Genomic DNA, 19,260 nt, shown 5'->3' with positions numbered 1-19,260 from the left:
AGATCCGTTTAGGTCGTCCTTAATCGCTGGGTGTTAGCCCCTCCCCATGAAGACGCTGGTTATCTTTGGTACCCGCCCTGAGGCGATCAAGCTGTTCCCGGTCGTGCGCGCGCTCCAGGCGCAACCTGCGCTGCAGGTGCGCACGTGCGTGACGGCGCAGCACCGCGGCCTGCTGGATCAGGTTCTGGCGATCGCCGGCCTCGCGCCGGACATCGACCTTGATCTGATGGAGCCGGGCCAGACGCTCGATCGCCTCACCGCACGGCTGCTGACCGGCATCGGCGAGGTGCTGGATCGGGAGCGTCCTGATCGGGTCATCGTCCAGGGCGATACCGCCACCGCCATGTGCGGCGCGCTTGCGGCCTATTATCGCAAGATGCCGGTCGCGCATGTCGAGGCAGGGTTGCGGTCCGGCGACATCTACCATCCTTGGCCGGAGGAGGTGAACCGTCGGATCGTGGCGCCGATCGCCGATCTCCACTTCGCCCCCACGCAGACGGCGGCCGAGGCTCTGACGCGTGAAAACGTCCGTGCGGGCGTGCATGTGACCGGCAATACCGTGATCGACGCGCTGCACTGGACGCGCGACCGGATCGCCGCCGATCCCAGCCTCGCGCAGGATCTGGACGATGTCGCCGCACGCTTCGCCGGCAAGCGCATCGTTCTGGTCACGACCCACCGCCGCGAGAATTTTGGTGATGGCATGGCGTCGATCGCGCGCGCGATCGCCCGTATCGGCGCGCGGCCGGATGTGGCCGTGCTCTTCCCGATGCATCCCAATCCGAACGTCGCTTCCGTCATGGATGCCGTGCTTGGCGAACGGGCGAACGTCGCCCGCATCGATCCGCTCGATTATCCGCATTTCATCCGTGCGCTCGGCATGTGCGATCTCGCGCTCACCGATTCCGGTGGCGTGCAGGAAGAAGCGCCGGCTCTGGGCAAACCCGTGCTGGTGATGCGCGACACCACGGAGCGGCCGGAAGGCGTTGCCGCCGGCACCGCCCGGCTGATCGGCGCGGATGAAGACCGGATCGTTTCCGAAGTCTTCACGCTTCTGGATGACAAGCCCGCCTATGCCGCGATGGCACGTGCCCATAATCCCTTCGGGGACGGCCAGGCGAGTGAACGGATCGCAAGGATCATCGCTGATGAAATCAGATAATGAACTGAACGTCGTTGTCCTCGGTCTCGGCTATATCGGGCTGCCGACGGCGGCGGTGATCGCGCGCACGGGCGCAAAGGTGCTCGGGATCGATGTCCACCAGTCGGTGGTGGACACGATCAACTCGGGCCGTGTGCATATCGAGGAAGTCGATCTCGATGGTCTGGTCTCCGGCGTGGTGGCGCGCGGCCATCTGCGCGCCTCCACCGCCATCGAGACCGCCGATGTGTTTGTCATCGCGGTGCCCACGCCGTTTGCGGACGATCGCTCGCCCGACATCGCTTATGTGCTTGAAGCCGCAACCAGCCTCGCCCCGGTTCTGAAGACGGGCGATACGGTGATCCTCGAATCGACTTCTCCCGTGGGCACGACCGAAAAGGTGCGCGACCTGCTCGCCCGCCTCCGCCCGGATCTGCGCGCGCCCGGTCTTGGCGAGGGTGCGGATTATGCGGTGGCCTATTGTCCGGAACGCGTGCTGCCGGGTCGCATCCTCGTTGAACTGATCGATAATGATCGGGTGATCGGCGGCATCACCCCGCGTTGCGCGCGCAAGGCGCTGACCTTCTACCGCCGGTTCGTTCGCGGCGCCTGCGTCACCACCAATGCGCGTGCGGCGGAGATGACGAAGCTGACGGAGAACGCTTTTCGCGACGTCAACATCGCCTTCGCCAACGAACTGAGCCTCGTCGCCGAGACCATGGGCGTGGACGTGTGGGAGGTGATCCGCCTCGCCAACCGCCACCCTCGGGTGAACATCCTTCAGCCCGGCCCGGGCGTTGGCGGTCATTGTATCGCCGTCGACCCATGGTTCCTGGTCGCGGCCGACCCGGCGAACACGCCGCTGATCCGCACTGCGCGTGAGGTGAATGACGGCAAGACCGACCATGTGATCGCGCGCGCCGCCGCCATGATCGAGGGGAACCCGGGCGTTCCGGTCGCCTGCCTAGGCCTGGCCTTCAAGGCGAACATCGATGATTTTCGCGAAAGCCCGGCGCTCAAGGTCGCCACTGCGCTCGCGGCACGGTTCGGCAATCGCATTCGCATTGTCGAGCCTTATGCGGCGCAGCTTCCCGCCGCCCTGGCCACGACGGGTGCGACGCTGATCGACATCGATACCGCGATTGAACGCTGCCCCGTGATGATCGTGCTCGTCGATCACGACGTGTTCCGCTCCGTCCCGCTGGAGGAGCGTGACGGCAAACAGGTGCTCGACACACGTGGCATCTGGCCCGATCAGCCGCAGCCCCGTGCATCCAGCCCGCTGCGCATGACCGGTTGACCGGCCGGCAGTTGTTGCGGGTGGCCGCCTCCTTGGATAGAGGCTCCGCTCTTCCTAATATATCGGCCGCTTATGCTTTCGCGCCTTTTCACGCGCCGTCGCCCCGAACCGATCCAGGCGGAATTGCCTGAGGGCCGGCGCATCTATGCGATCGGGGATATCCACGGCCGGCTGGACCTGCTCGAACAATTGCTGGTTCTCATCGAACAGGATGATGCCGCACGCGGTCGGGCTCGGACGGGGATCATCTTTCTTGGTGATCTGGTGGATCGCGGCCCGGATTCGGCCGGCGTCGTGGAACGCGTCCGCCGCCTCTGCGCGGAACGGCCCGACACGCGCTGCCTCAGCGGCAATCACGAGGAAATCTTCCTTGGCGCGCATGAGGGGAATGGCGAATTGGTCCGCCTGCTACTGCGGGCCGGCGGCTTTGAGACGCTGCTCAGCTACGGGCTCGGTGCGGACGAGATCGAGCAGGCGAATATCGCTGAGCTTGCCGAAATGATCGAGCGCGCCGTGCCCGCCGAGCATGTGGCGTTCCTGCGATCGCTCGACGATTATCTGGTGGAGGGCGATTATCTGTTCGTCCACGCCGGCATCCGGCCAGGTGTGGCGGTGGAGCAACAATCGCCGCGCGACCTGCGCTGGATCCGCCAGCCGTTCCTCGATTTCGCGGGAAACCACGGCAAGCTGGTCGTGCATGGCCACACCATCACCGACGATGTGGTCCAGCGGGACAACAGAATCGGCATCGATACCGGTGCTTACCGGACTGGGCGACTCACCGCGCTGGGGCTGGAAGGCCGGGATCGATGGTTCCTCGACACTGCCGTTGATCGGCCGGAAGCTATCGACTGATCGAAAATCGCGTTGAATTGTTGCAACACAGCGGAAATTTGGCAAACACCTACCGCTCTAGTGCGCTATATCCGTTGCGTTGCGATGCGATCTCTGTCAGATCGGCGCAACGGACAAAAAAGGGAGTTCGTGATGAAGCTTCGTAACTATTTTGCGGCCGTTGCCGCTGCCTCGCTGGCGGCTGCTCCCGCCGTTGCCGCTCCGGCCTCGACCGCCAAGGTCGCTCGCGCCAGCGCTCCGGTTGCTCAGGGTGAGCAGGCTGCTGGCGGCGGCGTGATCGTTGCCGTTCTGGCGGCTGCTGCCGTGATCGCCGGCATCGTCATCATCGCCGATTCGGACGATGAAGCCGACAGCAACTGAGCTCCCGCTCTGTTGAAGAGAATAGCGGCCTTCGGGCCGCTATTTTTTTGCCTGCTTGATGCGACCCCGCCATCGCACCGAGCGGCGCTCCCCAGGATCTTGCCCCTGATCCGCAGATGGGCTCAACAAGCCGCGTCAGGAAACCGGCTGGTCTATCCGACCGCTGCGCGCCCTCTTGCGCCAGAACGGCATCCGCTCCCTAACCGCGAACGTCAGCCGAGCCGATCGTCAGCACGCGGTTGAACGCGTGGCACCTCTTCCCGCCTGCGCAATGCCTGCGGAACTGCGGCGCTAAACCAGCGCCAATCATCATGTGAGGAAATCGAGGCGTGCCGCGGCCGGAAGGGTCGCGGCTCACACCTTGCCACGGCCAGGCGGCTGCGGCGCGGAAGCACCAAGCGAAAAGCGCCGGCTCGGGAAGTTGGCGGGGAAGGTCGCCCTCCCCCGCCGTTCAATCGTCAGTTGCTGTCCGAATCGTCATCATCATCGTCGCTATCGACGACGAGGTAGATGCCGCCTGCCACGATCGCCGCCGCCAGGATGCCCGCGACCACGCCGCCGTTCGCCACCTTCTCCGACGAATCGACCGACGCTGCTGCTCGCGTGGACTGAGCCAGCGCTGGCTTTGCAGCCGTGGCCGCCGTCGCCGCAACCGGCGTCAGGACAAGCGCACTTCCCGCCAGCCCCGTGAGTAACTTCGCAATCATTCCCTTTCTCCCGTTCAGATACGCGCAGCGGTGCGACGCAACATAGGTAACCGCCAGCAACCAATAAGTGCTGACCGGCGTTTCAGTTCCGTAAATCGTTATGGCGCTGTACCGATTTTTGCGGGCGTGCGGCACAAAGGAAACAGACCTTCCCGGCCGCCCCCTTCAGAGCTGCCCATAGATCTGTCGCAAGCATAAGCGCTGCGCCTCAACGATGCTGAAATCAAAAGCCGGGGCTGCTGAACGTAAGGGACGAACGCAAGTCGTCCTGGCAATCACCACGTTGACGGCCAATGCCAGCGAACACTTAGCGAAAGCTGGCGCACCCGACAGGATTCGAACCTGTGGCCTCTGCCTTCGGAGTTTCGAGTAGCACGTCTCCAGCGAGTACGCCACAGCGCGCCTGAACACGACTGAGCTAGACATATCAATGTGTTAGCTTGTTTTGGCTGTCGGTAGACTACGCCGGAGGACGCCGGACACCGCCCCGACTTCCCCCCAGATGGTTGCACTACGGTTGCAACGCCGGCGCGGTCGGAGATGGTAGAAGTGGCGAAGCTCACCAAGCGCGTAATCGAGAAGCTGGAGTGCGACGGGTCAAAGCACGGCACCCTGTTCTGGGACGATGAGCTGAAGGGTTTCGGCATACGGGTCTTCCCCAGCGGCCAACGGACTTTCGTCGTCAAGTTTCGCACGCGCAGCGGCCGGCAACGCTGGCTGCGGATTGGAGCCTTCGGCCCGCTCACCGCCGAGCAGGCGCGAGACCGCGCCAAAGTCGAACTGGCGAAAGTCGTGGAGGGGGACGATCCCGCCGAGGACCGTGACCGGCTGCGCGCGGCGATCACCCTCAACCGGCTTTGCGATCTATATCTCGAGGCGGCTGACGCCGGCCTCGTCCTCGGTCGAAAGGGGTTGCCGAAGAAAGTCAGCTCGATCGAGAGCGACCGATCACGCCTAAACGCCCATGTCCGGCCACTCCTGGGCCACATCAAGGCCAGCGAGATCACTCGCGCCGACATCGAGGCGTTCAAGAAGGACGTGGTCCTTGGCCGGACGGCAAAGAACGAGAAGCTGGGCTTCCGCGCGCGCTCGATCGTGAAAGGCGGAAAAGGGGTAGTTACCCGTACGCTCGGAACGCTCGGTGCCATCTTCGTTTGGGGTGGCGAGAACGGCTACGTCGACACCAACCCAGTTCGGGGGGTGAAGCGTTTCGCCGACAAACAGAAGAAGGCGATGCTTACCTCCGAGCAGTATCGCTGGCTCGCGCTGGCCCTCGACACTCTGGAGGCTCGCCGCGACCGCAACGGAGCGCCGATGCACAGCGCCGTCGGGCTAGATGCCGTTCGGTTCATCGCCTTGACGGGCGTCCGCCGGGGTGAGGCGCAGCACTTGGGCTGGGAGGAGGTCGACGCCAACGGGACGTGTGTTGCGCTCGGCGAGACGAAGACCGGCTTCTCGCTTCGCCCGCTCAGCCGCGCGGCCTTCGCTGTCGTCGATCGACAGCCTGCCATCGCCGACTTCGTCTTCCCCGCCGGTCCTGAGCGGAAGGGCTACGGTGGCCTCTCCGGGCTTTGGAAGACGGTCCAACGGACCGCAAAGCGGCTCGCCGATGAGGAGGCAGCAACGCGCGGCGAGGCACTCCTGGAGACTGGTCCGCTCGACGGGCTGACGCTCCATAGCCTCCGCCACAGCTTCGCCGGAGTCGCTGAGCAGCTCGGCGCGACGATCCCGACGATCGCCGCGCTCCTTGGTCACCGGCTCGGCGGTGTTACGGGCGGCTACATTCTGAAACGGGTCGATATCTTGTTGATCGACGCCGCCAACCGCGTCGCCGACCATATCGTCCTGCAGATGAACGGAGAGGCGCCGCCTTCGAACATCATCGCCTTCCAGCCTCGCGGCCGCCGTCCCTCGACACCGCTGCCGCTCGCTGCGTAGTTCATCCGCTGATGCGCGATCGCCGCCCATGCTCCGGTCGCGCATCAGTTTTTCTCATGGACTGACCCACCGTCACGTTGACCGCTGCGCCCTCTGCGGGCTATGCGGAATGGGCACGCACCCGTAGCTCAGCTGGATAGAGTGTCGGCCTCCGAAGCCGAAGGTCACAGGTTCGACTCCTGTCGGGTGCGCCAAATCCCTTATATCGTGGCGCAGACCCGTCAGGCAGCTTGGCCGAAGATCCGCGCTCCAGCGGCCTGCTCGCTCGGGCGTTGCCGCCGGTCTATGCGCCCCACGCCTCGATCACTTGAGCCACCGGGAAAGGGTGCTGCTCCTTCCGCCACTCATGATAGGGAGCCGCCGTCTGGCTGTAGGGGCCGGGTTCGGGTCTGTCGAACTGAACGCGTGTCGGGATATGGAAGGCGCTGCCGAAGACGATCGCTTCACCTGACGACAGGATCGTAACCTGGTCGAGCAGACGGCGGGCTTGCATCGGAATTATCCGCCGGAAGTGATCGATGTCGTCGGGGTTTTGCAACCGGTGGCTGATGAAATTGGCGCATTGGCTTATGATGGTCTGGCTGATCTCACTCGGACGTTGGCTGGCGATGATGAGAGAAAGGCCGAATTTGCGGCCTTCCTTGGCAATCCGCTCGTAGGTCAGCCGAGCTTGGCGGTGGCCGCGATCCTCGTCCGATCGGGCAGGTCGCGCGTAGTTGTGGGCTTCTTCGAGAACGAGCACCCAAGGGTGCTTGTAGCGCGAAGCCGCTGGTAGCCGCTCCCGCGCTTCTAGCAGCACGCGACCGATCACTGCGCAGGCGTAGGGCAGGACTTCGTTGCTCAGCATCGACAGGTCAAGCACCGAGACCTTCGGTCCTGTTGCGGAGCCTAGGCCGAAGCGCGCAAGCCACGACGAAAGGTTCTCGAGCTTGGTGTCCGCCTCCTCATAGTTGAGGAAGGCGCGCCACCGCTTGTCGTCGAGGCGGGTTTTGAGCCGGAGCTTCAAAGTCGTCAGATGAGCGTCGACGCGGAACGTATCCTCTTTGGAGACGGCGCGGTTGATGAGAGAGGGATCGGTCAGTGTCGCGCGCGAGATCGGCAGCGGCGTATCTGCGGTTCTAGCCCCCGCTTCCGCCGTGCCGCTGCCTCCGACGATTTTGACACGGATCGCATCCTTGAGCTTGTCGGCCTCTGCAGCGATCGGAGCCTGATTGCTCATCACCTCGGTGTTGTAGTCATTGGCTGAGCGATGGGCCGCAAAAAGCGCCGCGAACGCGCTGGTATCAATGTCGGTGCCGGCAAGATGGCCGGTAACGGCGTCGCAATAGGAGCCCGCCGCCTTCTTCTTGATTTTGGTCAGCTCGCTCAGGAGCTGATCCAGGGCGCTCATGGCGTTCTGGAGCGCTCCCATGCTGGCGGCGGCCGTTGCGTTGCCGCCTTTCGCGATCGCCCACCAGTCCTTGAGCACGGGTTCCTGCGTCTGCTCCGCTGCGCTTAGCCAAGCGCAAACCTCCTCGGCATTGAGGAACCACAGCGGAAGGCCAAACTCCTTGCCATTGAGGTAGATGCGGTCCGGCAACCGCGGCGCGGCGTTCGCGGTCGGAAACGCCTTGGCGTATTCGCCATTGATGTCGAGAATGAAGACATGCGGTTCTTCGGCCGCGCCGTCGAGCGCCCTCATCGCCTTCTGGATCAGGCTCGACACCGAATAGGATTTGCCAGAGCCAGTATTGCCGACAATCGCCAACGGGCGTGAAAACAAGTCGTTGTACGATGCCCTAACGACATTGCGGGCTTGGCCGGTCGGGAACCCGATCTTGAGATCGCAGTCGAAATCCTTCTCGTCATAGTCCTCGGGCTTGTTGCGTCGGGGCGGTATCTCGAACACGGCGCGCAGGATGTCCGGCGAGCCAATTTCAGCAGGCGTGTCGAGCGTCGGAAGCACAGAGATTCCTGGGCTGAACGCAGGCTCGTCGTCGCCGTGCTCGATCGTCCCCAGCAACTGGACGCTCGCCACGCGGCGCGGCTTCATCAGTTCGAGACTGAGGTCGTCACCGCTGTCGGGATCAAATGTCTCGCGGGCTTCAAGATCGGTAATGATGCCGATGACGGTCTCGCCCGCGCCCAGCGAGAAGGTGAGGTAAGCGTTGATGGCGATGGCCGTCTGGACGCCGTCCAACGTCGCGCGCAACGCCGACCGGGTTTCAGGCAGCAGTTCAACCTTCACCCGAAATCCTTGCACCGAGACGATGTGACCGACGAGCCGAGGATTATCCATCCGCCCCCTCCGGACCCGGCGCAATCAGCGTAGACGACGAAGCGATCTGCTTCTCGAAGCGGCGCAAGCGGAGGAAGTCGTCGAGCCACTGCACGTCGGGCATAACCGTCAATGCGAAATCGTCGAAGGTCGCGTGTTTGAATGGTGCGGCCGCGAAGGCGGCCGCCGCCGGGCATAAGACGAAAGCGCGCTTGCCGAGATCCTTGTACCGCCGGATGCGCTCGATCACTGGGCTGTTCGGGTTGGGCTCGACCACCAACATGATCAGCGAGGGATTCATCAGCGCGTTCTCGATGATCCGGCTGACATGATCGTCGCCGAAGCCGTATCCGAGGACGAGAAGGAAAGTCTGGGGAATGCCCAAACGCACCTGGAACGACCGAAACAAATGCGCATATGGCATCGTGAGGGTCTGCGCGAATTTGTTTGCGGTCGGCAAAATCCCGACCGAGGGCGCGCCCCCCGCCAGAGACACAAGCGACGCTGCTTTCTCCTCCACGCCTAGGTCGGCGTATGCATGGAAAGGCGAAAGGTCGGGGTGGCGCGCGCGCATCTCATTGCCGTGCTCGAACCAGTGGATCGAGCCGTGCAGCTTGTACAAATGCAGGAACTTGTCGAAGCGCCGAACACGGCCTTCGGCGACCTCGCCGGGATAATAGATGTCAAGCCCATAGACCGAGGGATCGAAACGCGCTGCCGCGCGACCGGTGAATCCGTCGAAATACTGAACCCCCAGCAGCTCCAACGCTTGCTCGAACAGCGTGTCATAGTTGAGCGTGAACAGATGCGTGCGCCCGAGGTTGCTATCGCGCGCGACCAGCTTTGACAGAAAGGCGAGATGCGGCGCGATCTCGCCAGCGGACGTTGCGGACCTGTTATCGCGCAGCGTGAGCGCGCATTCCGCGAATATCGCCATGCGCAGCCGATCAACGAACCAGCGCAAATCGGCGACGCTCGGGGCGGGCGTGCTTGGCCAATTCACAGCTGAAAATGGCGCACCCGGGGATTCTGCGACGACCGAGGCGCTGGCGACGAATGACAGCCAAGCCTCGAAGCCGATGGGGTCGCCGAGCAGATCGGCGTGCTGCATCGCGACTTTGCGCGCTTGAATGATCGGCGAAATCGAGGCCGGAACGTCCGACAGTGCCTCAATGGTCGCGAACACCGCCGTTTCCAGATTGGCCATCGTCTTGCCGCCGGCCGAAACCGACGCGCCAGACCCCGTCAGGACGACGAGATTCTCCATGCGCAACCACTCGGAGATGAGCGCCTGCAAGCGGACGCGGCCCTGCTTCTGGTCTAGGCCCGCAAGCAGATCACCGATACCCCCGTCCTCGGCGAGGCCAATGAGCTGATATTCGCTAAGTGTTGGCTGCACCTCCGTCATGACACTCCTTCGGCGTTAAGCTGACCCTCAAGTCCCGCGATTGATCGCAGGACATCATCGAACGCCGGCGGTTCTCCGAAAATCATTCCCTGCATCGCGCCGTAGTCCCGGCGCAGCGCCTCGACCATGCCGTCATGCGGCTCCAAGGCGAACCGGCCCGGCTCGGCCGATGCAAGGTCGAAGTCCGGCCGGTCGAAGAACATGCGTGCGTGCGCCACGCAGTCCGCGCCGAGCCGCACGTCCTTGATCGCTGCCACCGCCAAGGGCGCGTCCATGAGCCTGTGAACGTCATAGTAGTGTCGCGAGACGCGCTGCCCGCCGCCGCGCAACTCGCCTCGTCGGTCGAACCACCGGCGGAGCCCGTGCAGGATCACGACCTTGTCCCAGAACGTCCGCTCGGCATCGACGACCGTGACGTTAGGCACCGCGAAATCCAAGCCCGGCACGTCGTCGTCGACATAGGGCTTTACGGTTCGAAGGCTGTTGGGGTCGAGCGCCGACTTCGCGCCCGACTCGATCTTGACCGCCGCGCGGATGTATTCCGACACCTGCGTCGCAGCGGGATACCAGAGCAGCAGGGTCTGGCCATCGGGATCGTCCTCGTCGACGTCGACCCGAGCCGTGTCCGGATCGCCGCCGGCGGCCGTCAGCCGAGACCTAAGCAGGTCGGTCAACTCGTCGCGCAACGATCCAGTTACATAGCCCTGGCAAGCCGCCCTGATTGAATCGAGGCGGGCGCGCCGCTTCTTGCCGCTGAGCTTACCAAGTTCGGCTATGCCGACGCTCTCGCCGAGATCGTCGCGGAACACTGTGACGTCGATGTCTTCGGAGAAACGTTCGATCAGCCCGAACCCCTTCGAGAGCGACGTGCCGCCCTTGAACAGAAGGCGCGGTCGATCTGATGGCAGCCCGTTGAAGAGTGCGTCGAGCGTCCAGCAGACCCAGAAGTCCTTCTCGACATTCTGGGACGTAGTTCCCATCCGGAGCGCCGTTGTGCCGAATAGACCGGCCCGGGTCTCCGCATCCGCGCCGAGAACGTCATCGAAGGCTGCGTTCATCGCGTCGCCTTGCGCCGCGCCGACGATCGACCGGGACCAAGGCCGGGTTTCGACGAACGACGAGCTGGAGCCTGGTCCGGGGTATGCGGCTCATCGCCTGTCGTGCTTTGGCGCTGCGGTCCTGACCCGATCTCGGCGGCGTCGAGCATCGGCCGCAGCAGCTCGCGCATCCAAGCCGGCATTGCGGACCAACCGCTCGTCAGATCGGCTCGCAGCGCCTGACCCGTCTCGGGATCGGCCAGCAGTTTCGTCAACCTTCGCTGCGCCATGTCCTGCTCGCCGTCCCGCCCGAGCATGTCGCGCAGCCAATGGAGCGCCTGGACAACCCGCATCCCAGGTCGCCCAGCCCAATAGAGCTTGCTCGCGGCGGTCGGCCGGAAGCTGATGGTGACGTTCTCGAGGCGGATCGGCCGCAAGCGCGCATCGGCGTGGACGATGATCTTGGATGGCACGGCATCGGACCAACCGAGGTCGTTAGCCGCCGTTAAACCGTCGACCAGCACGCGCAGCTGATCGCGGCGGGCGACCGCATCGATCACCGCCCGTGGATCGGGTGGGTTCGGCTTCTTCGTCAGCGAGTTTAGGCGCGGCTGGTCGTACAGCCCGCGATCAATCCTCCGCAGGCCGCCGGACTTGGTGAGTCGCTGGAGCACCTTATCGACCGCGTCACGCGAAGCGAGATCGACGAAATCGGAAGGAGTCCAGACCCTACCCGGTGGGTCCGCAGCGATGCGGTCCGCCAGTCTCTGCTTCAGCTCGGGTGGGGTTTGTAGCATGTCCGAAAATTGTAGTCATTTTTCGGACTACCGGCAATGGTGTGATGTCCGAAGAATGTATACACTCTTCGGACATCGTTAATGCCAAGTCTCCAGCTCATAATCCGCAGTGAACGCAAGGAGCCCCGCCTCAATCGTCCGCCACGTCACGCGAAGGTCACGCAAATCCTCCGGTGTGAACGCGCGTGCATGGTGCGACGCCGCCCGGAGCCGGCCAGCGTCCTCGAGCAGCGCAGCGAGCGCCTGGGGATCGTCAAACCCCGCCTCGAACACGGCCGAGAAATGCTCGGGGTGGCTCATGATCCGCGCGTAGTGCGCATAGTCGGCATGGTCGAGAACGTCGCCGCCGCGCTTGCGCCAGCGGCCGAGCAGGTCGTTGCATCCGCACAGCGGTAACCGCGCTTTCGCCCAGTCCTCTCCATAGGCGTCGGCCATCACCGCGTCGAGGATCTCCCGCAAGGTCAGCTCGTAGCGGTGGACAAGGGACTTGGCCTTCTTGACGTGGACGGGCTCGGCCTTGCGCTGCAGCCGCGCCTTGAAGCGCCGGCGTTTTTCGGCCACCGTCAGCAGCCTGACCTTGGGCCATCGCGGGAGCCCGAGCCCGGCGGCATCCAGAAAGCTGCGGTAGCCGGCGAGCGTCTCGAACGTCGGCACCGCCGACAGGCTGAACGCGCGCGTCGCCGCGAGGAACTCGCGATCGACGCGCAGACTCTGGGCGATGAGGTCGGACACCGCCGACGCCTGCGAAAACGCTTCGAGATATCGCGAGACCTGACCGACGCCGAGCGCATCGAGCGCGAGCAGTTTTGCGGTCAACGGCTCGGTGGCCGTTCGATAGTGCTCCAGGATCGACGGGAGCGCGATAGATTGCGCCAGTTTGGCCTGCTCTTGGGCGAAGGCGATCGTCGCCGGCTCGAACATCACCTTGGGAATGAGATCGTCGCGGACACGCACCAGCTCGCTCACCGTGCGGAAGCGATCGAGCATCTCGCCATGCGGGAAGAGCGCCTTCCGCATCTCCTCGTCGCGCCGAAAGCGCTCCGCGAGCTGTTGAACTGGGCTGTTCTCGAAAAGCTTCATCTGCTCACGCAAGGCCGACAAGCCTGCGGTCGCTTCGCTCGCGAGCCGCATGTTGCGGAGGATATCGGACGTCAGCGGATCGAACGGGCTCGGCATCTTCTTTCTCCACGCGAGACGGCGCGGAGGCCAAGCGGATCGCGAAAGCTGAATGTAGGTGCTGCAAGCTGGAGCTTCCACCAATTCGTCGATGCAGCCGAGATCATGCGAATGCTGATCGAGGGGCTGGGAGGGGAAAGCCTTCCCATACGCGCTAACTTAACGGTGGTGCGGATCGCTGCCGTGTGATTCACGCTGGCGATGCGAGCCGCGTCGTCACCCGATCGTTGCTGGTCGAGGCTGCTCACCGCGTTGCCGGCGAGCCTGGACCTGGAGGCCACCGCCAAGAGCACCGGCGCGCTTCGACGACGGCGCGCGATCTCCGATCCTGCCTCGCTTCTGCGGCTCGCGCTCGGCTACGGCCCCGGCGGACTGTCGCTGCGCGGCGCGGCCGCTTGGGCGGAGCTGACCGGACTCGCTTCACTTTCCGACGTGGCGATCCTGAAACGGCTGCGCGGCGCCGGCGATTGGCTGGCGCGCATCGTGGGCGCGCTGCTCGCCAGTCGTCCGCGCGAGCGCAAGCGCCGCCACCGCCTCAAGCTGATCGATGCGACGACGGTATGTCCGCCGGGCACCGCTTGCGCCCTGTGGCGGCTGCACGTCCAGTACGATCCGGCGCGGGCGCGCTTTGATGCCGTTCAGCTCACGGACGAACGTGGCGGCGAGCATCTGGAGCGTTTCTCCGTCGCGCCTGGCGATCTGGTCATCGCCAATCGCAGCTACGCGCGAGCGGGCGGGTTGCGTCATGTCGTGGACCACGGGGCCGACTTCATCGTGCGCTCCGGGTGGAAGGTGCCGCGCCTCCGGCACGCAGGCGGGCGCGAGCGCCTCGACGTGCTGGCGGCGGTCGCCGCGCTGGGCGCGGATGAGGTCGCCGACCTGGACGTGGCGGCCCATGTCGACCATCCCGGCGGCCCGCTCGCGTTGCGCCTGATTGCCGTCCGCCAAAGCGATGCCGCCGCGGAGCACCACCGCAAGCGCGTCGAGCTGCGCTCCCGCGTCAAGCAGCGCGTGATCAACCCGCGCACGCTCGACGCCGCCGGATACTTCTTCGTCCTGACCTCGCTGCCGCGTCGCACGCACCCGCCCCGCCGCGTGCTGGCGCTCTACCGCGTGCGCTGGCAGGTTGAGCTCGCCTTCATGCGCCTGAAGAGCCTGCTGCACCTCGACCGGCTGCCGGAGAGGGACAAGGGGCTGGCGCGAAGTTGGATCTACGCGCACCTGATCGCGGCGCTGCTCGTCGACGCGAGCGCGCAGCAACTGCTCGGCTCGGCTGCGGTGCGCCGGACCACCACGCACCGCCCGGCCTCGCTTTGGCGCATCCACAAAGCGCTCGTCGCTTCGGTCACGGGCGCGGCGCTGGGCCGGTTCGACCCGGAGGCGATGCGCCGATCGGCGGCCTTCATCGTCCGACACATCTGCGACCCGCCGCGCGACCGGCTGGTACAGATGCAGGCGCTGGCCTGGGCCGTCGAGCTATAACACCCGGCGCTAGGTCATACAGCGCAGCAGACTGCCGTTCGGGTCGACGAGCGCGAACATCCTGAGGCCGTGGGCGTCGTCCGCCGGCGCGGTGATGCGAGGAATGCCGCTGGCGGGCAGCCCCGCTCCGCTCCACTCGGCGAACAGACGGTCCGCGTCGCCCACCCGCACGCAGGCGCTGAACCAGGAGGAGGCAGGGTCGAACTCCGGATGCGGGAAGAACTCGACCTCGAGATCGCCCCGGCGCAGGATCATCCAGCCCTCGTCCCGGAACGCCACCGCGAACCCGAGCGCGCCATAGAACGCCACCGTCTCGTCAAAGCTGCGCGCCGGCAGGTTGGCCGTGATCCGATCACCCATGAACGACGCACGCTCCCATGTTGACGCACCATTAGCAGCAGCGCGCCGCCGGGCGTCAAGCCGGACCATCGAACGGGCCGCTAAGTTAGCGCGTATGGGAAAGCCTTCCCCTGCGGCCGAGCCCTTCGGTCTCGGCCGACCCCTTCTGCGGGGCCGCGCCCCGCAACGCCCCGCTTCGAGAGGGAGAGGGCGGCGGCTGTCGCCGTGACGGGTTTGAGAGGTCGAGAGAGGTCTCCCGGCCGGCCCGTCGCGGAGACCCGCGATGCCTCGTTCCTCTTCCCGGCCCCGGCCGGCCGACCATACCAATCTCTATGACGAGATCACCGGCCGCATCATCGCCGAGCTCGAAGCCGGGCGCCTACCCTGGGTCCAGCCCTGGGGCTCGACCGGCGTCGCCGCGCCACTCGCCATGCCCAAGAACGCCGCCACCGGCCGGCACTACACCGGGATCAATGTTCTAATCCTCTGGGGCGCCGTCGTCGCCCGCGGCTTCTCGGGCCAGAGCTGGCTCACCTTCCGCCAGGCGCTCTCGCTCGGCGGCAATGTTAGGAAGGGTGAGCGCGGCACGACCGTCGTCTACGCCGACCGCTTCGTGCCCGACGACGAGAAGCGCCGCGCGCGCGAAACCGGCGAGGACGCGCAGGCGATCCCGTTCCTCAAGCGCTTCACGGTGTTCTCGACCGACCAGTGCGAGGGCTTGCCTGAGGGACTCGTCACCGCGCCGCCGCCCATTCCCGAGGGGCTGATCCTGCCCGAGGTCGAGGCGCTGATCCGCGCGTCGGGCGCCGACCTGCGCATCGGCGGCGATAAGGCGTTCTACGCGCCGGGCGCGGACTTCATCCAGGTGCCGCGCCCCGAAGCCTATTTCCAGCCGATCGACTGGCACCGGACGGCGCTTCACGAGCTTGGGCACTGGAGCGGACATGCCACGCGGCTCGGCCGCGACTTCTCCGGCGGCTTCGGCTCCAAGAAATACGCGTTCGAGGAGCTGATCGCAGAGCTCAACGCCGCCTTCTGCTGCGCCTCGCTCGGCATCGTCCCGAGCGTGCGCCACGCCGACTACATCGGCTCTTGGCTCGAGGTGCTGCGCGAGGACAACCGCGCCATCGTCCGCGTCGCCTCGGCGGCGTCCAAGGCGGCGGACTATCTCCTCGCCTTCCGGCCGGGCGCTCAATCATCACCAGCCATTCGGGACGAGCCCGAACGCGAAGCCGCGTGAACGCGGCTTTCCGGCTCCGTGCCTTTCCTGATCTCCGGTTCCGCGGCGCGACTCTCCAGAGTGAGAGGGCTGCGCCGCACTTCGTGACGGGTTGGAGGCCGAGAGAGAGGCTCCCGGCCGCCCGTCCGGAGTAACTGACATGGCAACCGCGGTTCAGAAGATCGCCTCCTTGGGCGACCGTCGCGACATTCCTTTCAACAAGCTGGTCTTGAGCCAGGCGAACGTCCGCAAGGTCAAGGCGGGCGTGTCGATCGGCGAGCTCGCCGAGGACATCGGCCGGCGCGGGCTTCTCGAAAACCTCAACGTCCGTCCCGTCGTCGACGGCGCGGGCGTCGAGACCGGCATGTTCGAGGTGCCCGCCGGCGGCCGCCGGTTCCGGGCGCTCGAAGTGCTGGTCAAGGCCAAGCGCCTCGTTAAGACCCATCCGATCCCGTGCAACGTCCGCGATGCCGGCTCCGCGATCCCGGCCGAGGAGGACAGCCTCGCCGAGAACTCGCAGCGCGAGGCGCTGCACCCGCTCGATCAGTTCCGCGCCTTCCAGGCGCTCGTCGAGCGCGGCCAGGGGGAGGAGGAGATCGCGGCGCGCTTCTTCGTCTCGGTCGCGATCGTCCGCCAGCGGCTGCGGCTCGCCTCCGTCGCGCCGGCGCTGCTCGACGTCTACGCCGAGGACGGCATGACGCTCGACCAGCTGATGGCGTTCACGATCACCGCCGACCACGCCCGCCAGGTCCAGGTGTGGGAGCAGCTCGAGAAGAGCTACAACCGCGAGCCCTACTACATCCGCCGCATGTTGACCGAGGGCGCAGTCGCGGCGACCGACCGACGCGCAATCTTCGTCGGGGCGGAGGCCTATGCGGAGGCTGGCGGCGTCATCGGCCGCGACCTGTTCACCGATGATCGCGGCGGCTGGTTCGAGGACGTGCCGCTACTCGAACGGCTCGCGACCGAGCGCCTGACGCGCGAGGCTGAGGCGATCGGCGCCGAGGGCTGGAAGTGGGTCGAGGCCGCGATCGACTTCCCTTATGGCCACACGGGGGGCCTCCGCCGCATCGCCGGCGAGCGCCCGGTCCTGAGCGACGAGGAGCAGTCGACCTATGACGCGCTGGTCGAGGAGCTCGACCGCACCTACGCCGAATATGAGGACGGCGAGGATCTGCCGGAGGAAGTCGACCTCAGGCTCGAGGAGGTGGAAACCGCGATCACCGCGTTCCAGAGCCGGCCGACGCTCTACGACGCCGCCGATGTGACGCGCGCCGGCGCTTTCGTCTCCATCGACAGCTCCGGCAGTCTCAAGGTCGAGCGCGGCTATGTCCGCCCCGAGGACGAGGCGCCGGTCGACGGGTCCGAGGCGACCGGCGAACCGGGCGGCGACGGCGGCGATCCCGGCGCGCCGCAACGCGCGGTGATCACCGTCGGTGGCCAGCCGGCGGAGCCCGACGAGGATGACGAGACGGTCAAGCCGCTCCCCGACCGGCTCGTCACCGAGCTCACGGCCTATCGCACGCTCGCGCTGCGCGACGCGGTCGCCGCGAACCCTGCGGTCGCGCTCACGGCGCTGCTGCACCGGCTGGTGATCGACACCTTCCAGCACCGCACCACGAGCGGCTGCGTGGAGGCGCGGGTGACGCAGGTCCACTTCCCGGTCCAGCCCGATGATCTCAAGGAGAGCGCCTCGGCCAAGTCGGTGGACGAGCGGCACGACCGCCTCGCCGCCGACCTACCGAACGACGACCAGGCGCTCTGGGATCACCTCGCCGCGCTCGACAATGCCGACCGGCTGGCGCTGCTGGCGCATTGCGTCAGCTTCGGGGTCAATGCGCTGTTCGAGCGGGTCAGCCCCTATGGTGCGGTCTCGCCCGCGAGCATCGAGCGGCGGATCGCCGAGGCCGACCGGCTGGCCAACGCGGTCGGGCTCGATCTCGTCCAGACCGGCTGGCGGCCGACCGCGGCCAACTATCTCGGCCGCGTCACCAAGGCGCGGATCCTCGAAGCGGTGCGCGAGGGCAAGGGCGAGATGGCGGCGCAGCTGATCGACCATCTGAAGAAGGTCGAGATGGCGAAGGAGGCCGAACGGCTCCTTGCCGACACCGGCTGGCTGCCTGAGCCGCTGCGCACCGCGAGCGCGGAGCCCGAGCCTGCCGATGGCGAAGTCGAGGCGCTGCCCGACTTCCTCGCCGACGACAAGGGGACGGCCGACGATGAGCAGTCCGACACGCCGTTCGCGGTCGCCGCCGAGTGACGCTCACCCGCCGGGGCGCGCCCATCGCGCCCCGGCATCCTTTCCTCATCATCGGAGAACCACCATGGACACCCGCCGCTACGGCGAGGTCTCGGTGCTGCACATCGAGCCCGCCACCTACGCCAAGCTCCTCCACCTTGCCGAGACCGGTCCCGGCCGCCCTGGCGGTCGCGGCTACGATGCCGAAGACCCCTGGCATCAGCTCATCGTAGAGCCCCACAGCTACGGCTGCTGGGTCCACACCGGCGTCGCCGACGACGGCGAAGAAGCCGAGAGCCTGCCCGCATCGCTGCTCGCGGTGCTGAGCGAGGCGCTCGCCAGCGACGCCTGCTGGGTGCTGTTCGACGCGGACCTCGAGCCGACGCTCGACCTGCCCGTCTTCGAGCATGGAGACGGTCCGCACCGGCCGGGTCGCGACGGTCCGGAACCAGTGCCGCCTGCGCGGTCCGTCTTCTCCTATCCCGTCCCGGTCTGCGTCGTCGTCGAAGACGGCCTCGTCACCGACGTCGTCGTAATCGACGAGACCGAGGTCGCGAACTGCACGCTCGTCGAGGGCGACCCCGCCGAACTCGCCGCGGCGATCGCGGCGGCGACCGACGGCCAAGGCTGGCCGAGCTGGCGCTTCGGCTGGTGACGCCTTCCTTCGCTCGAATCCCCCCGCCCGGCCTTCGCGCCGGGCTTTCTCGTTCCAGGAGACCCGCCATGGCGATTCCCGCTTACGCCAGAACCAACTTCCAGACCTTGCTCCGCGCCGCCGAGGCGGGAGACCTCGCTTTGATGGAATGCCTCGACTCCGCGACACGCGAGCCGCGCTACGTGCTCGCGGCGGTTGGCCGCGACGGCGACGATTACGTCTTCACGCCCTTCGGTCACCTCGCCGACGGCAATCCGTATGAGGCTTATCTCCCGCCAGCCGAAGGCGGCGGCTTCGTCGAGACAGAGTGAGAGGTCGGCCGGGACGGGTTGGCCGAGGCGGGTCGAGAG

The 19,260-nt window shown here is 66.0% G+C and carries 17 protein-coding genes and 1 tRNA gene; 11 read left to right on the top strand and 7 right to left on the bottom strand.

Features of this window, described 5'->3' with window-relative positions:
• Nucleotides 1-46 precede the first annotated feature (46 nt).
• The 4 genes from wecB to AX702_RS03755 all read left to right on the top strand — a co-directional run bounded on the left by wecB (nucleotide 47) and on the right by AX702_RS03755 (nucleotide 3,656).
• Complete coding sequence (gene wecB / locus AX702_RS03770; protein WP_066776326.1) at nucleotides 47-1,162, top strand: non-hydrolyzing UDP-N-acetylglucosamine 2-epimerase; 1,116 nt, start codon at nucleotides 47-49, stop codon at nucleotides 1,160-1,162.
• The gene (wecC, locus tag AX702_RS03765) at nucleotides 1,149-2,441 is read left to right on the top strand and encodes a UDP-N-acetyl-D-mannosamine dehydrogenase (RefSeq protein WP_066776323.1); all 1,293 of its coding nucleotides are present in this window, start codon (nucleotides 1,149-1,151) and stop codon (nucleotides 2,439-2,441) included. Before wecB ends, wecC begins: the two co-directional genes overlap by 14 nt.
• 72 nt (nucleotides 2,442-2,513) lie before the next feature.
• Nucleotides 2,514-3,296: a metallophosphoesterase gene (locus AX702_RS03760; protein WP_066776321.1), complete on the top strand. Its 783-nt coding sequence runs from the start codon at nucleotides 2,514-2,516 to the stop codon at nucleotides 3,294-3,296.
• A gap of 132 nt (nucleotides 3,297-3,428) precedes the next feature.
• On the top strand, nucleotides 3,429-3,656 hold the full coding sequence (locus AX702_RS03755) for a hypothetical protein (RefSeq protein WP_066776319.1): 228 nt from the start codon (nucleotides 3,429-3,431) through the stop codon (nucleotides 3,654-3,656).
• A gap of 458 nt (nucleotides 3,657-4,114) precedes the next feature.
• On the opposite strand, the gene AX702_RS03750 is transcribed toward AX702_RS03755, so the two are convergent.
• Nucleotides 4,115-4,363 (bottom strand): hypothetical protein, encoded by a 249-nt coding sequence (locus AX702_RS03750; protein WP_066776317.1) that lies wholly within the window; start codon nucleotides 4,361-4,363, stop codon nucleotides 4,115-4,117.
• 549 nt (nucleotides 4,364-4,912) lie between these two features.
• Here AX702_RS03750 and AX702_RS03745 point away from each other — a divergent pair.
• Both AX702_RS03745 and AX702_RS03740 read left to right on the top strand, forming a co-directional pair.
• Nucleotides 4,913-6,301, top strand: coding sequence for a tyrosine-type recombinase/integrase (locus AX702_RS03745; RefSeq protein WP_197420486.1), 1,389 nt, complete (start codon nucleotides 4,913-4,915; stop codon nucleotides 6,299-6,301).
• Between the two features lie 117 nt (nucleotides 6,302-6,418).
• Nucleotides 6,419-6,495 (top strand) — tRNA-Arg (locus tag AX702_RS03740).
• Between the two features lie 89 nt (nucleotides 6,496-6,584).
• Here AX702_RS03740 and AX702_RS03735 read toward each other — a convergent pair.
• The 5 genes from AX702_RS03735 to AX702_RS03715 form a co-directional block, all read right to left on the bottom strand.
• Nucleotides 6,585-8,528 carry an ATP-binding protein gene (locus tag AX702_RS03735; RefSeq protein WP_231731715.1) on the bottom strand — a complete coding sequence of 648 codons (1,944 nt, stop codon included), beginning with the start codon at nucleotides 8,526-8,528 and terminating at the stop codon, nucleotides 6,585-6,587.
• 43 nt (nucleotides 8,529-8,571) lie between these two features.
• Nucleotides 8,572-9,966, bottom strand: coding sequence for an SIR2 family protein (locus AX702_RS03730; RefSeq protein ID WP_066776309.1), 1,395 nt, complete (start codon nucleotides 9,964-9,966; stop codon nucleotides 8,572-8,574).
• The gene (locus tag AX702_RS03725; protein WP_066776308.1) at nucleotides 9,963-11,024 is read right to left on the bottom strand and encodes a nucleotidyl transferase AbiEii/AbiGii toxin family protein; all 1,062 of its coding nucleotides are present in this window, start codon (nucleotides 11,022-11,024) and stop codon (nucleotides 9,963-9,965) included. The genes AX702_RS03730 and AX702_RS03725 overlap by 4 nt, the downstream gene beginning before the upstream one ends.
• Entirely contained in the window at nucleotides 11,021-11,800 is a 780-nt protein-coding gene (locus AX702_RS03720; RefSeq protein WP_066776307.1) for a DUF6088 family protein, read from the bottom strand. Before AX702_RS03720 ends, AX702_RS03725 begins: the two co-directional genes overlap by 4 nt.
• Nucleotides 11,801-11,878: 78 nt before the next feature.
• Entirely contained in the window at nucleotides 11,879-12,787 is a 909-nt protein-coding gene (locus tag AX702_RS03715) for a hypothetical protein (RefSeq protein ID WP_156455347.1), read from the bottom strand.
• A 441-nt stretch (nucleotides 12,788-13,228) separates the two neighbouring features.
• Here AX702_RS03715 and AX702_RS03710 point away from each other — a divergent pair, with 441 nt between their 5' ends.
• On the top strand, nucleotides 13,229-14,458 hold the full coding sequence (locus AX702_RS03710) for an IS4 family transposase (RefSeq protein ID WP_066776303.1): 1,230 nt from the start codon (nucleotides 13,229-13,231) through the stop codon (nucleotides 14,456-14,458).
• Between the two features lie 9 nt (nucleotides 14,459-14,467).
• Here AX702_RS03710 and AX702_RS03705 read toward each other — a convergent pair whose 3' ends face one another.
• Nucleotides 14,468-14,818 (bottom strand): bleomycin resistance protein, encoded by a 351-nt coding sequence (locus AX702_RS03705; protein ID WP_066776299.1) that lies wholly within the window; start codon nucleotides 14,816-14,818, stop codon nucleotides 14,468-14,470.
• A 262-nt stretch (nucleotides 14,819-15,080) separates the two neighbouring features.
• Here AX702_RS03705 and AX702_RS03700 point away from each other — a divergent pair, with 262 nt between their 5' ends.
• The 4 genes from AX702_RS03700 to AX702_RS03685 all read left to right on the top strand — a co-directional run bounded on the left by AX702_RS03700 (nucleotide 15,081) and on the right by AX702_RS03685 (nucleotide 19,221).
• The gene (locus AX702_RS03700; protein WP_066776296.1) at nucleotides 15,081-16,037 is read left to right on the top strand and encodes an ArdC family protein; all 957 of its coding nucleotides are present in this window, start codon (nucleotides 15,081-15,083) and stop codon (nucleotides 16,035-16,037) included.
• Nucleotides 16,038-16,176: 139 nt separating this feature from the next.
• A complete protein-coding gene (locus AX702_RS03695) occupies nucleotides 16,177-18,276 on the top strand; it encodes a ParB/RepB/Spo0J family partition protein (protein WP_066776293.1) in 2,100 nt (699 codons plus the stop codon).
• A 64-nt stretch (nucleotides 18,277-18,340) separates the two neighbouring features.
• The gene (locus AX702_RS22800; RefSeq protein WP_231731714.1) at nucleotides 18,341-18,910 is read left to right on the top strand and encodes a DUF5983 family protein; all 570 of its coding nucleotides are present in this window, start codon (nucleotides 18,341-18,343) and stop codon (nucleotides 18,908-18,910) included.
• A gap of 68 nt (nucleotides 18,911-18,978) precedes the next feature.
• The gene (locus AX702_RS03685; RefSeq protein WP_066776290.1) at nucleotides 18,979-19,221 is read left to right on the top strand and encodes a DUF6117 family protein; all 243 of its coding nucleotides are present in this window, start codon (nucleotides 18,979-18,981) and stop codon (nucleotides 19,219-19,221) included.
• Nucleotides 19,222-19,260: the final 39 nt, after the last annotated feature.

It is taken from the genome of Sphingomonas sp. CCH5-D11, from assembly GCF_001557395.1.
GTDB lineage: Bacteria > Pseudomonadota > Alphaproteobacteria > Sphingomonadales > Sphingomonadaceae > Sphingomonas.
Note: the sequence above shows the minus strand (reverse complement) of the source record. Positions and strands in the feature narration are given on the sequence as shown.

Excerpts from the sequence above, each read along its gene's own strand:
- AX702_RS03715 (WP_156455347.1), bottom strand. The coding sequence starts at position 12,787 with ATGCTCGATCGCTTCCGCACGGTGAGCGAGCTGGTGCGTGTCCGCGAC.
- AX702_RS22800 (WP_231731714.1), top strand. The coding sequence starts at position 18,341 with ATGGACACCCGCCGCTACGGCGAGGTCTCGGTGCTGCACATCGAGCCC.
- AX702_RS03685 (WP_066776290.1), top strand. The coding sequence starts at position 18,979 with ATGGCGATTCCCGCTTACGCCAGAACCAACTTCCAGACCTTGCTCCGC.
- AX702_RS03705 (WP_066776299.1), bottom strand. The coding sequence starts at position 14,818 with ATGGGTGATCGGATCACGGCCAACCTGCCGGCGCGCAGCTTTGACGAG.
- AX702_RS03725 (WP_066776308.1), bottom strand. The coding sequence starts at position 11,024 with ATGAACGCAGCCTTCGATGACGTTCTCGGCGCGGATGCGGAGACCCGG.
- AX702_RS03730 (WP_066776309.1), bottom strand. The coding sequence starts at position 9,966 with ATGACGGAGGTGCAGCCAACACTTAGCGAATATCAGCTCATTGGCCTC.
- AX702_RS03700 (WP_066776296.1), top strand. The coding sequence starts at position 15,081 with ATGCCTCGTTCCTCTTCCCGGCCCCGGCCGGCCGACCATACCAATCTC.
- AX702_RS03750 (WP_066776317.1), bottom strand. The coding sequence starts at position 4,363 with ATGATTGCGAAGTTACTCACGGGGCTGGCGGGAAGTGCGCTTGTCCTG.
- AX702_RS03720 (WP_066776307.1), bottom strand. The coding sequence starts at position 11,800 with ATGCTACAAACCCCACCCGAGCTGAAGCAGAGACTGGCGGACCGCATC.
- wecC (WP_066776323.1), top strand. The coding sequence starts at position 1,149 with ATGAAATCAGATAATGAACTGAACGTCGTTGTCCTCGGTCTCGGCTAT.
- AX702_RS03760 (WP_066776321.1), top strand. The coding sequence starts at position 2,514 with ATGCTTTCGCGCCTTTTCACGCGCCGTCGCCCCGAACCGATCCAGGCG.
- AX702_RS03695 (WP_066776293.1), top strand. The coding sequence starts at position 16,177 with ATGGCAACCGCGGTTCAGAAGATCGCCTCCTTGGGCGACCGTCGCGAC.
- wecB (WP_066776326.1), top strand. The coding sequence starts at position 47 with ATGAAGACGCTGGTTATCTTTGGTACCCGCCCTGAGGCGATCAAGCTG.
- AX702_RS03755 (WP_066776319.1), top strand. The coding sequence starts at position 3,429 with ATGAAGCTTCGTAACTATTTTGCGGCCGTTGCCGCTGCCTCGCTGGCG.